Raw genomic sequence first — 13175 nt, forward strand, 5'->3', positions numbered from 1 at the left:
AGATATGAAGGTAATTTTTCATGTAGTTGAAGCGGACAAATGGGAAGCTGTATTATCTAATGTTAGAGATTTACTAGACAATTTCGATGATATAAAAGTGGAAATAATTGCAATGGCAAAAGCTGCATCACTTTTCAACAGATATTTTGGAGTTGATTTCCATGGTGTACTTGGCAATCCTAAAGTAAACATTACTATAGGAAAGAAAGCCTTGGAAGAAAATCGCCTTTCAAAGGAATTAATACCTGCTGAAATCAAAGTAGAAGATTTGGTTATTACAAAAATAGTAAAACTCCAAAACGAAGGTTACGCTTATATTAGACTTTAAAAAAAAAGATTCTGCCAAAGGGCAGGATTTTTTTTGTTTTAAAGCTTGCAAGTTGTGTCAAAAAATGATAAAATACCTATTTGCATAATAATAATTAGAGTGGTGATTTGTACTCTAATTTGGTACACTCATTTGAAAGGCTAGGGTGAGAAAATTAATGGTACATCCTGTTAAATATGGGAAACGTGAGAGAATGAGTTTTTCTCGTGTAGACGAAGTTATGTCGCTACCAAATCTCCTTGACGTGCAGACTTCTTCATACAAATGGTTAATTGAAGAAGGGTTAAAGGAAGTATTTGATGATGTATCTCCTATCGAGGATTACTCAGGTAATTTAATTTTGGAGTTTGTCGATTATCATTTATCTGATGAAATCAAATATGATATTGACGAATCTAAACAAAGAGACACTAATTACTCTGCGCCATTAAAGGCAAAGGTAAGACTTATCAACAGTGAAACGGGAGAAGTTAAGGAACAAGAAGTCTTTATGGGCGACCTTCCTCTTATGACACCTACTGGAACTTTTGTAATTAACGGAGCAGAGAGAGTAGTAGTTTCACAACTTGTAAGAAGTCCAGGAGCATACTACAAAGAAGAAAGAGACAAGACAGGCAAAAAAATCTATTCGGCAACACTTATTCCAAATAGAGGAGCTTGGCTTGAATTCGAAACTGATGCTCAAGGCGTAATTAATGTAAGAATCGACAGAACTAGAAAAATCCCAATAACAATTCTATTAAGAGCATTGGGAGTTGAATCTAACCAAGAAATAATTGATGTTCTTGGCGAAAGTGAAGCACTTTTAAAGACACTAGAAAAAGATACTACTACTAATAAAAATGAAGCTTTACTTGAAATTTATAAAAAGTTAAGACCAGGTGAACCACCTACAATTGATTCAGCACAGTCACTTTTTGAAAATATGTTTTTTGACGACAGAAGATACGATCTTGCCAAGGTTGGAAGATATAAATTCAACAAAAAGTTGGGCATCAGCGCAAGAATAGAAAACAATATTCCTGCAGAAGACATAATAGACCCAATGACTGGTGAAATCTTAGCTGAAGAAGGAGAACTTCTCACTAGGGCTAAGGCTGAAAAAATTGAAGCAGCTGGTGTAAACCAAGTTCTTATAAAGACTGACGAAAACTTTGAACACGCAACAGATAAGACAATAGTAATAGGAAATAACTTTACTTTTGTTGATGCTTATGAACTTGACTTTGACATGGAAGAACTTGGCTTTAAAGAAAAAGTTTATAGACCACTTTTTGACCAGCTTTACGAAGAATATTCAGAAGATACAGAAAAATTCAAAGATGAACTTGTAAAAGCTCACAAAGAACTTTCTCCAAAACATATTTTAATCGACGATATTATCGCAGGAATTAATTATGAATTTGGACTTATGAATAATATTGGTTCAGTTGACGACATCGACCACCTTGGGAATAGAAGAATTAGGTCCGTTGGGGAACTTCTTCAAAACCAATTTAGAATTGGTATTTCAAGAATGGAAAGAGTTATCCGCGAAAGAATGACAGTACAAGATGTTGACGCAACTACACCACAATCACTAATAAATATTAGACCTGTGACAGCTGCCATAAAAGAATTTTTTGGCTCTTCACAACTTTCACAATTTATGGACCAAAACAATCCTCTATCAGAATTAACACACAAGAGAAGGTTATCTGCACTTGGACCTGGTGGGTTAAGTAGAGATAGAGCTGGATTTGAAGTGCGTGACGTCCATAACTCACACTATGGAAGAATGTGTCCTATTGAGACACCAGAAGGTCCAAACATTGGACTTATAACATCACTTACAACTTACGCAAGAATTAACGAATATGGTTTCATTGAAACACCTTATAGAAAAGTTGTTGACGGAGTTGTAACTGACCAAATTGATTATCTAACAGCCGATGTAGAGTACGAACAAATCATAGCTCAAGCTGACGAAAGGCTTGATGAAAATAATAAATTCGTTGAAGACAGAATTGCAGCCAGAGGTCATGGCGGTAATGCCGATATATTTGACATCAAAGATGTAAATTACATGGACGTTTCACCTCAACAAATAGTTGCAGTTGGTACTTCAATGATTCCTTTCTTGGAAAACGACGACGCCAACAGAGCCCTAATGGGTGCCAACATGCAGCGTCAAGCAGTGCCTCTATTAAAAACTGAAGCTCCTGTTGTTGGAACTGGTATTGAATATAGAGCTGCTAAGGACTCAGGCGTTGTAGTAGTTGCTAAAAACAAGGGTAGAGTTAAAAAAGTTGATGCCGTTCACATTGAAATCGAAAGAGAATTTGACAAGGGCATTGACACTTATAAATTACACAAATTCATGGGCGGAAACCAAGGCACTACAATTAACCAAAGACCAATAGTAAAGGCTGGCGACTCTGTAGAAGCTGGCGAAATCATTGCCGATGGACCAAGTACAGACCAAGGTGAAATGGCTCTTGGTAAAAATATCCTAATAGCCTTTATGAACTGGGAAGGATACAACTACGAAGATGCCATGCTTGTAAGTCAAGAACTTGTAATTGACGATGTACTAACTTCACTTCACATTGAAGAATATGAATCTGAAGCAAGAGATACAAAACTTGGACCTGAAGAAATCACTAGAGATATTCCTAATGTTGGCGAAGATATGTTAAAAGACCTTGACGAAAGAGGAATTATAAGAATTGGTGCAGAAGTTAAACCTGGAGATATCCTTGTTGGCAAGGTAACTCCAAAGGGTGAAACTGAACTTTCTGCAGAAGAAAGACTTCTTCGTTCAATCTTTGGTGAAAAGGCAAGAGAAGTAAGAGATACTTCCCTTAGACTTCCTCATGGTGAACAAGGAATTGTCGTAGATGTAAAGACTTTTAATAGATCAGATGGCGACGAACTTCAACCAGGCGTAAATGAAATGGTGAGAGTTTTTGTCGCTACTAAGAGAAAGATTCAAGTTGGAGATAAGATGTGTGGTCGTCACGGCAACAAGGGGGTTATTTCTAGGGTAATGCCTAAGGAAGATATGCCTTACATGCCAGATGGTACACCTATCCAAATTGTTCTTAACCCACTAGGGGTTCCTTCTCGTATGAACCTTGGACAAGTTCTTGAAGTTCACTTGGGGCTTGCTGCCAAAAAACTAGGATGGCACGTTGCCACTCCAGTATTTGACGGTGCCAATGAAAATGACATTTTCGATACACTTGAAGAAGCTGGATATTCTAGAGATGGAAAGATTCAACTAAGAGATGGTAGAACTGGAGAAGAATTTGACCACCCTGTAACTGTTGGTTACATGTATATGTTAAAACTTCACCATTTAGTTGATGAAAAGATCCACGCTCGTTCTACTGGACCTTACTCACTTGTTACACAACAACCTCTTGGAGGTAAGGCACAATTTGGTGGACAAAGATTTGGAGAAATGGAAGTTTGGGCTCTAGAAGCTTATGGTGCAAGCCATACTCTTCAAGAAATGCTTACAGTTAAGTCTGACGACATTGTTGGTCGTGTTAAGACTTACGAAGCAATTGTTAAGGGCGAAAATATTCCACAACCAGGAGTTCCTGAATCCTTTAAGGTTTTAATAAAGGAATTACAAGCACTTGCTCTTGAAATTCAAGTACTTGATGAAAATGGAAATGAAGTTGACCTTGAAGTTGATGAAGATGAACTAACAAAGATTGACAACATTGACGACAAAAATACAGAAACAGATGACGAAATAAAGGAACTTATTGAACACACAGGAACTGCAAATATTGGCATCAGAACAATTTCCAATGACGAAGTTGAGTCTTTTGAAAACAGTCACTTCTTCGAAGATGAAGATGACGAAGAAGACGATTTTGATGAATCCGATGAAGCTGAAGATTAATTAGTTATTTTAATTAATAGGAAAGGAGAAGTGCTCCTTGAGCGAACATGAATTATTCCATTCAATAAAAATTGGACTTGCTTCACCAGAAAAGATCAGATCATGGTCTTATGGCGAAGTAAAAAAACCAGAAACAATAAATTACAGGACATTAAAACCTGAAAAGGAAGGTCTATTTTGTGAAAAAATATTTGGGCCTACTAAGGATTGGGAATGTTCCTGTGGAAAATATAAAAGAGTAAGATACAAGGGAGTAGTCTGCGAAAAATGTGGCGTTGAAGTCACAAAGGCTAAGGTTCGTCGTGAAAGAATGGGTCATATTGAACTTGCTGCTCCAGTATCACATATTTGGTACTTTAAGGGCATACCTTCAAGAATGGGTCTTGTGCTAGACATGAGCCCTAGAGCTCTTGAAAAAGTTCTTTACTTTGCATCTTATGTTGTAACCTATGTTGAACCAGGCGAAACAACTCTTTATGAAAAGCAACTTCTTTCAGAAATTGAATATAGGGAGTTCAAAAGAGAATATGGCGACAAGTTTACTGCCAAGATGGGTGCTGAAGCCATTAGAGACCTTCTTGTAAAAGTTGACCTACAAAAGGAAAATGACGAACTACAAGAAGAACTTCAAGATGCAACAGGACAAAAGAAAATTAGAATCACAAGAAGACTTGAAGTAATAGATGCCTTCATCCAATCAGAAAACAAACCTGAATGGATGATACTTGATGCAATCCCAGTAATTCCACCAGATTTAAGACCAATGGTACAACTTGACGGTGGCAGATTTGCAACAAGTGATTTAAATGATTTATATAGAAGAATTGTAAATAGAAACAACAGACTTAAAAAGTTAATGGACATCAACGCTCCAGACATTATCGTTAGAAATGAAAAGAGAATGTTACAAGAATCTGTTGATGCTCTTATAGATAATGGAAGACGAGGAAGACCTGTAACTGGTCCTGGCAACAGACCACTTAAATCTCTATCAGAAATGTTAAAGGGTAAACAAGGCCGTTTCCGTCAAAACTTACTTGGTAAGAGAGTTGACTACTCTGGTCGTTCTGTAATCGTAGTTGGACCAGATCTTAAATTCTACCAATGTGGTCTTCCAAAGAACATGGCTCTTGAACTTTTCAAGCCTTTCGTAATGAGAGAACTTGTAAAGAGAGAACTAACTTACAACATTAAGTCTGCAAAGAGAATGGTTGAAAGAGGAAAAGACGAAGTTTGGGATGTACTTGAAGATGTTATTAAGGACCATCCAGTTCTTCTTAACCGTGCACCAACACTTCACAGACTTGGTATTCAAGCCTTTGAACCAGTTCTAGTAGAAGGTAAGGCTATTAAGCTTCACCCACTTTCTTGTACAGCCTATAATGCCGACTTTGACGGTGACCAAATGGCTGTCCATTTGCCACTATCAACAGAAGCACAAGCTGAAGCAAGACTACTAATGCTTTCAACAAATAATATCTTGGCACTAAAGGATGGTAAACCAATTACTACTCCTACTCAAGATATGGTACTTGGTTCCTACTATCTAACTCTTGATAGAAAAGATAAATTAAAGGGCGATGGCTCAATTTACAGAAATTTTGATGAAATGTTCCACGCTTATGAATCAGGCTTCTTGCACCTACAATCTCATGTATCTGTGAGAAGATTTGCTGACGAAAATGACAAGAGAGGTAAAATTGTCCCATCAACTGTTGGTAGATTTATTGTAAATGAATTTATCCCACAAGACCTAGGTTTTGTAAATAGAGATGAAGACAAATATTCTCTTGAAATCGACCAAGTTGTAGATAAAAAACTTCTTGGTAAAATAATTGAAAAAACTTACAAAAAACATGGAAATATAAAAACTGCTGAGCTACTTGATAACATCAAGGCTACAGGCTATCACTACTCAACTATTGGAGCTGTATCAATTTCAATGGGTGACGTTGAGATTCCTGACACAAAGCCAGAACTTTTAGCTAATGCAGAAAAAGAAGTTGCTAAATACGAAAAAGCCTTTAGAAGAGGTCTTATTTCTGATGAAGAAAGATATGAAAAGGTAATTGAAATTTGGAACAAGGCAACTGATGACTTGACTGACGATGTAATGGACGGCTTTGATGCTTTAAATAACATCTACATCATGGCAGATTCAGGAGCCAGAGGTTCAAAGAATCAAATCAGACAACTTGCAGGTATGCGTGGACTTATGGCATCACCTTCAGGTAGGACAATTGAAGTTCCAATCACTTCAAACTTTAGAGAAGGTCTTTCTGTACTTGAATTCTACATGTCAGCCCATGGTTCCAGAAAGGGACTTGCCGATACAGCACTAAGAACTGCCGACTCTGGATATTTAACAAGAAGACTTGTAGATGTTTCACAACAAGTAATTGTTTCTGAAGAAGACTGTGGAACTGATGAATATTTAGTAGCAAGAGCCTTTAAAGATGGCAAGGAATTAATTGAGTCCCTTGCTGACAGAATCGAAGGAAGATATTCTTTCGAAGATATAATAAATCCAGAAAGTGGAGAAGTTATTGTTAAGGCAAATGAAGTTATCTCTGATGATGACGCAGTTTTAATTGAATCTCTTGGCATAGAAGAAGTTAAGGTAAGATCAGTTCTTGGATGTAAGGCTAAACATGGAGTATGTGCCCACTGCTACGGCAGAAACCTAGCAACAGGTTCTCGCATTGGCATTGGAGAAGCAGTTGGTGTAATTGCTGCTCAATCTATAGGTGAACCGGGTACACAACTTACAATGAGAACTTTCCACACTGGTGGTGTAGCTGCAGCAGCAGATATCACACAAGGTCTTCCAAGAGTTGAAGAACTTTTCGAAGCAAGAAAGCCAAAGGGACTTGCAGTAATTGCAGAAAGAGGCGGTCTTGTTGACATTAAAGAAACAAACAAGAAGAGAGAAGTTCTTATAACTGCAGAAGATGGAACAGTTGACTCCTACAACATCGTCTATGGCTCAAGACTTAAAGTTAAACAAGGCGATGAAGTTGAAGCAGGGGACGAACTTACACAAGGTTCCGTATATCCACAAGATTTACTAAGAGTAAAAGGCGAAAAGGGTGTACAGGAATACATTGTTAAGGAAGTTCAAAGAGTTTACAGACTTCAAGGTGTAGACATTAACGACAAGCACATTGAAATTATAGTTAGACAAATGCTATCAAAGTGCAAAATCGAAGATGCAGGAGACACAGACTTACTTCCAGGCTCACTTGTTAATGTAGTAGACTACAAAGAAGCGAATAAGAAAGCAAAGGAAGAAGGCAAGGAGCCAGCAATTGCAAAAGTAAATCTTCTTGGAATTACAAAGGCATCACTTGCAACAGATTCCTTCCTATCAGCAGCATCCTTCCAAGAAACAACAAGAGTTCTTACAGATGCAGCAATAAAGGGCAAAGAAGATATGCTTGAAGGCTTAAAGGAAAATATTATAATCGGACAACTTATACCAGCAGGTACAGGCGCTCGTATAAATTCCAAGGTACAAATTGGAATCGACGAAAGCCTAAAGGAAGATTACAATATCCTTGAAGACTCTGAAGTAATAACACAAGAAGATGTAAAAGTTGAACTTGAAAGTGTAGCAGAAGAAGAATAAAAAAATAAATTTTAAGTAGGTTGATTAGTCAGCCTACTTTTTTTATGCAAAGAGGATAAAAGGAAACTCCTTTAAAAATTTATGGGGGGGGGTGCTATAATAAATTAAGAAGGAAAAGTTTTTATTTATTAATAAAAGATTTTGAGGTGATTTAATGAGTGACTTATCAACATATATATTAGTGGCAATTTTTACATCAGCCTTAGTCACTTTTATTTACATAAGAGAAAATAAGAAAGAAGAAAAAGATTCTGAGAATGACATGATATACTCCTTCCTAATAACAAATTTTTTAATCTTACAATTTTACGATAGAATTTATCAAAATATTGGTCTCGTAATCATTATAAGCATGTTTGTATATTTTGTGATTTGGGCTATTTATAAACTTTACACAGATAGCTTAAGGGGAAAGAAGTTATTGGAAAATAAAAATGAGCCTAAGTGGAGGATTTTATTTATTTCCATATCTTTTATATTAATAGCAAGCCTTAGCTTTTTAGAATTAAAAGATGGGGATACTATTTATTCAACCAGCAAAAGTGACTTTCAAAAAATTTTAATAATTTCAACTCTTTTTGTTACTTACATTAAAATTATTTTAGACATGAGACTTTTAAAAAGTATTTTATTTGAAAAAGATATTTGGAGAAGAGCTTTTATTATTTCAGAGATTATCTTGCTTTTAATACTGGCTTTAGGAAGTGCTTACAACATAAAAAATATAAGTCGTTTTGAGTTCTATGTAGGAAGAGAAAGTCATCAAGAAATATCAGGAGAGGAAATATGGAATCATTAATTATATTTTTTATATTTACATTTATTTTATGTTCACAAATTCCAATTGCAGATAGGTATAAAGAAAAAAAAGGAATAGAAACTAACAGTAGAGATATAATGAAGACCTATATTTATGCTTTTATAGTTATAGAATTATGGATTTCAATGTTTTTTTGTCAAGACAAGCTATATTTTTATTTAGCAGTTTTTGGTCTTGTGGCATATTTTCTTTACAGAACTTACACAGAGGATATTTTGAAAAATAAGTACAAAGACGCCCCAAGACTTTATAAAATAACGACAATTATTGTACAAGCGATTCTTATAATTTATCAACTAATATTCTTTATGACCCTTGAAGATGGTCATGGAGTGAGTTCCTTTAAAAAAATTGAGTTTTCAATAGTTTTGCCAAGCCTTATACTAGTTGTCTTGTGGCTTAGCTATTATTTATCAAAAAAGTCACTTTCTAAAATATTTGTGGAAAAAGATACCTATAGAAAAGTTTTTATCATTCTACAAACTTTGTTTATTGTAATTTTTGCTGGATTTATAATCTATAACTTCATAAATATCAATAGATTTGATTTTTATCTTGACAGGATGTAATAAGACGTCAGATAAAGGAGAAAGAAATGACTGATACAATGATAAATGTTTTTGCAGGATTTATTCTAGCCTTAATATTTTTTAAATTTATTGAAAAACTTTCCAAGGAAAAATTTTTAAATAAAAACACCAGTAAAGAAGAAAGGCTTGTCGATTATTACTCTAGTGCAAGTCTTATAATTTGTACTTTCATTAGTTCAGTTTATTCAATAGAAAAGTTAGTTTTGTACCCAATTGGAGCTTATTTATTAATCCTACTTTTTTTAAAAGTATTTATGAGTGATAGAAAAAAATTTAGAGAAATTGATATTTTAAAAACAAAAGGTACTATTATTTCATTAATTTTTACAATTTATCAAATTACATTTTTTCTAACACTAAAGGATGGAACTGTAATAAAAAACTTTAACAGGTCAGCTTATGTTAGCACTATGATTTATTTGTTAATAGGATTTATTATCTTTAATCTATATTTTTTAATAAAGATTCTTAGGACAATTTTTATAAAGAAGGATATTTATAGGAAAGTTTTTACTATAATAGATATAATTTTTATCTTATCCCAAGCTTTCTTTATAATTTATAATCTTGTAAGAGCAGACAGGTTTGTTTTTTACCTTGACAAATTTATGTAAATTTTTAATAAAAATAATATATAATGAAAAAATATGGAAATTTAGCTAATTTCTCATATTTTTTGTTGACTTAATGGCTTTGTAATGATAAAATTGATGAGTATTTGAGACGGAAAGACTACCTAAGACTGGGTAGTCTTTGAAATGTCCAATACTATTATTAAAACAGGAGGTGCAATTAATGCCTACAATTAACCAATTAGTAAGAAATGGTAGAAAGAAAATTCACAGTAAATCTAAATCACCAGCTCTTGATGTAAACTATGACACACTTAAAAAAGTTGAAACTGAAGTTAATTCTCCACAAAAAAGAGGAGTATGTGTTGCAGTAAGAACAGTAACACCTAAGAAACCGAATTCAGCTCTTAGAAAAGTTGCCAGAGTTCGTTTGACAAATGGCTACGAAGTTATGGCTTACATTCCAGGAATCGGACACAACCTACAAGAACACAGTGTTGTTTTAATCCGTGGTGGAAGAGTTAAGGATTTACCAGGTGTTAGATACCATATTGTAAGAGGTACTCTTGATACAGCTGGAGTAACTGACAGAAAGCAATCTAGATCTAAATATGGTACTAAGAAACCTAAAAATTGATAGAATTTTTTACGAGAATTTATAGATTTTTGGCTTACGGGCTCAACCTGAGTACCAATGAATCGACTGAAAAATAGTTAAGGAGGGAAGTTATGCCAAGAAAAGGACATATCCAAAAACGTGAAGTTATGGCTGATCCAATGTACAGTGATGTAGTTATCACTAAGCTTATAAACAATGTTATGCTTGACGGTAAAAAAGGTACTGCTCAAAAAATTGTTTATGGAGCACTTGAAACAATTGCAGAACAAACTGGAGAAGACGCACTTGAAGTATTTTACAAGGCACTTAATAATGTAATGCCTGTACTTGAAGTAAAGGGAAGAAGAATAGGCGGTGCTACTTACCAAGTTCCAATGGAAGTTAGACCGGAAAGACGCCAAACACTAGGACTTAGATGGTTAGTTAGATATGCAAGAGCTAGAGGCGAAAAGACAATGCACGAAAGACTTGCAAAAGAAATCCTTGATGCATCTAACGGACTAGGCGGAAGCGTTAAGAGAAAAGATGAAATGCATAGAACAGCAGAAGCTAACAAGGCCTTTGCTCACTATAGATGGTAATAAGGGGAGGAATTTATGGCTCGCGAAATACCATTAGAGAAATATAGAAATATTGGTATTATGGCCCATATTGATGCTGGAAAGACTACTACTACTGAACGTATTCTTTTCTACGCTGGTAAGATTCACAAAATCGGTGAAACTCACGAAGGTGCAGCACAAATGGACTGGATGGAACAAGAACAAGAAAGAGGTATCACAATTACTTCTGCAGCTACTACTGCTCACTGGAAAGGCTACAGACTTAACATTATCGATACTCCGGGACACGTTGACTTCACAGTTGAAGTTGAAAGATCTCTAAGAGTACTTGATGGTGCTGTTGCACTTTTTGATGCAAAAAGTGGTGTAGAACCTCAATCTGAAACTGTTTGGAGACAAGCAGATAAATATCACGTTCCAAGAATTGCACATATTAACAAGATGGACGTTACTGGTGCTGATTTCTTTAGATCAGTTGACACTATTGACAAGAAATTACATGGTAACCCAATTCCAATTCAAATCCCAATGGGAGCAGAAGATACTTTCATTGGAATGATTGACCTTGTTGAAATGAAGGCAGAAATTTACAAGGACGAACTTGGTAAGGAAATCGAAATTACAGATGTTCCTGAAGAATATTTAGACAAGGCAAATGAATATAGAGATAAATTAATTGAAAAAGCTTCTGAATTTGATGAAGATTTAATGATGGCTTATCTTGAAGGAGAAGAAATCGATAAGGAACTTCTTAAAAAAGCAATAAGAAAGGGTACTCTTGCAGTTGAGATCACTCCAGTATCTTGTGGTTCTTCCTACAAGAACAAGGGAGTTCAACTTCTTCTTGATGCAATAATTGATTACCTTCCATCTCCAATTGATGTACCAGCTATTGAAGGTACTGATTTAGATGGAAATGAAGTTCAAAGACATTCTTCAGATGATGAACCTTTCTCAGCACTTGCATTTAAAATCGTTACTGACCCTTATGTTGGTAAGCTTGCATACTTTAGAGTTTATTCAGGAGTTTTAAAAGCAGGTTCTTACGTAATGAACTCTACTAAGGGAAAGAGAGAAAGAATCGGAAGAATTCTTCAAATGCACGCTAACAAGAGAGAAGAAATCGAAGAAATCCGTGCAGGAGAAATCGCTGCAGCTGTAGGTCTTAAAGACACTACTACTGGTGATACACTTTGTGATGAAAAAGAACAAGTAATTCTTGAAAATATGGAATTCCCAGAACCAGTTATCTCTGTAGCAATTGAACCAAAGACAAAGGCTTCTCAAGATAAGATGGCTCTTGCCTTAGCAAAACTTGCTGAAGAAGATCCAACTTTCAGAACATACACTGATGATGAAACTGGTCAAACAATTATCGCAGGAATGGGTGAACTTCACCTTGATATCATTGTTGATAGACTTTTAAGAGAATTTAAAGTTGAAGCCAACATTGGTAACCCACAAGTTTCATATAGAGAAGGTATTAAGAAGAACGCTGAAGGCGAAGCTAAATACGCTCGTCAATCTGGTGGTCGTGGACAATATGGTCACGCTAAGATTAGAATTGAACCTAATAAACCAGGTGAAGGCTTTGTATTTGAAAATGCCATCGTTGGTGGCGCAATTCCTAAGGAATTTATTGGACCAACTCAACAAGGTATTGAAGAAGCACTTCAATCAGGTATTATCGGTGGATACGAAGTACTTGATGTTAAGGTAACTCTTTATGATGGATCTTACCACGAAGTCGACTCTTCTGAAATGGCATTTAAGATTGCCGGTTCTATGGCAGTTAGAGATGCTCTTGCAAAGGCAGACCCAGTACTTCTTGAACCTATGATGAAGGTTGAAGTTACAACTCCTGAAGAATACATGGGAGATGTAATTGGAGACATTAACTCAAGAAGAGGAAGAATGGAAGGTATGGAACTTGTAGCTGGAGCTCAAATCGTTACAGCTTATGTACCACTAGCAGAAATGTTTGGTTACGCAACTAGCCTTCGTTCAAACACACAAGGAAGAGCTAACTACTCAATGCAATTTGATCACTACGAAGAAGTACCTGCATCAATAGCTGAAGAAGTAGTTGGAGATAAAAAGAAAAACTAATAATTAGGAGGATTAATAATGGCTAAAGCAAAATTTGAAAGAAATAAA

The 13175-nt window shown here is 35.4% G+C and carries 9 protein-coding genes; all 9 read left to right on the plus strand.

Features of this window, described 5'->3' with window-relative positions:
- The first annotated feature begins 4 nt into the window (after nt 1–4).
- Entirely contained in the window at nt 5–328 is a 324-nt protein-coding gene (locus HMPREF2801_RS06155; RefSeq protein WP_070611208.1) for a DsrE family protein, read from the plus strand.
- 157 nt (nt 329–485) lie between these two features.
- Nucleotides 486–4226, plus strand: coding sequence for a DNA-directed RNA polymerase subunit beta (locus HMPREF2801_RS06160; protein WP_070611209.1), 3741 nt, complete (start codon nt 486–488; stop codon nt 4224–4226).
- A gap of 37 nt (nt 4227–4263) precedes the next feature.
- A complete protein-coding gene (gene rpoC, locus HMPREF2801_RS06165; protein ID WP_070611210.1) occupies nt 4264–7854 on the plus strand; it encodes a DNA-directed RNA polymerase subunit beta' in 3591 nt (1196 codons plus the stop codon).
- A gap of 421 nt (nt 7855–8275) precedes the next feature.
- A complete protein-coding gene (locus tag HMPREF2801_RS09335; protein WP_168162841.1) occupies nt 8276–8653 on the plus strand; it encodes a hypothetical protein in 378 nt (125 codons plus the stop codon).
- Entirely contained in the window at nt 8641–9243 is a 603-nt protein-coding gene (locus HMPREF2801_RS06175; protein WP_070611212.1) for a hypothetical protein, read from the plus strand. Before HMPREF2801_RS09335 ends, HMPREF2801_RS06175 begins: the two co-directional genes overlap by 13 nt.
- 26 nt (nt 9244–9269) lie before the next feature.
- The gene (locus tag HMPREF2801_RS06180; RefSeq protein WP_070611213.1) at nt 9270–9878 is read left to right on the plus strand and encodes a hypothetical protein; all 609 of its coding nucleotides are present in this window, start codon (nt 9270–9272) and stop codon (nt 9876–9878) included.
- Nucleotides 9879–10059: 181 nt separating this feature from the next.
- Nucleotides 10060–10473 (plus strand): 30S ribosomal protein S12, encoded by a 414-nt coding sequence (gene rpsL, locus HMPREF2801_RS06185; RefSeq protein WP_019124174.1) that lies wholly within the window; start codon nt 10060–10062, stop codon nt 10471–10473.
- A 92-nt stretch (nt 10474–10565) separates the two neighbouring features.
- Nucleotides 10566–11036: a 30S ribosomal protein S7 gene (rpsG, locus tag HMPREF2801_RS06190; protein ID WP_070611214.1), complete on the plus strand. Its 471-nt coding sequence runs from the start codon at nt 10566–10568 to the stop codon at nt 11034–11036.
- Nucleotides 11037–11051: 15 nt separating this feature from the next.
- A complete protein-coding gene (fusA, locus tag HMPREF2801_RS06195) occupies nt 11052–13127 on the plus strand; it encodes an elongation factor G (protein WP_070611215.1) in 2076 nt (691 codons plus the stop codon).
- The last annotated feature ends 48 nt before the right edge of the window (nt 13128–13175 follow it).

The sequence above is a fragment of the Peptoniphilus sp. HMSC062D09 genome (assembly GCF_001811425.1).
Classification (GTDB): domain Bacteria; phylum Bacillota; class Clostridia; order Tissierellales; family Peptoniphilaceae; genus Peptoniphilus_A.

Coding starts and splice junctions, on each gene's coding strand:
- HMPREF2801_RS06155 (WP_070611208.1), top strand. CDS start 5: ATGAAGGTAATTTTTCATGTAGTTGAAGCGGACAAATGGGAAGCTGTA.
- HMPREF2801_RS06160 (WP_070611209.1), top strand. CDS start 486: ATGGTACATCCTGTTAAATATGGGAAACGTGAGAGAATGAGTTTTTCT.
- HMPREF2801_RS06175 (WP_070611212.1), top strand. CDS start 8,641: ATGGAATCATTAATTATATTTTTTATATTTACATTTATTTTATGTTCA.
- HMPREF2801_RS06180 (WP_070611213.1), top strand. CDS start 9,270: ATGACTGATACAATGATAAATGTTTTTGCAGGATTTATTCTAGCCTTA.
- rpsL (WP_019124174.1), top strand. CDS start 10,060: ATGCCTACAATTAACCAATTAGTAAGAAATGGTAGAAAGAAAATTCAC.
- rpsG (WP_070611214.1), top strand. CDS start 10,566: ATGCCAAGAAAAGGACATATCCAAAAACGTGAAGTTATGGCTGATCCA.
- fusA (WP_070611215.1), top strand. CDS start 11,052: ATGGCTCGCGAAATACCATTAGAGAAATATAGAAATATTGGTATTATG.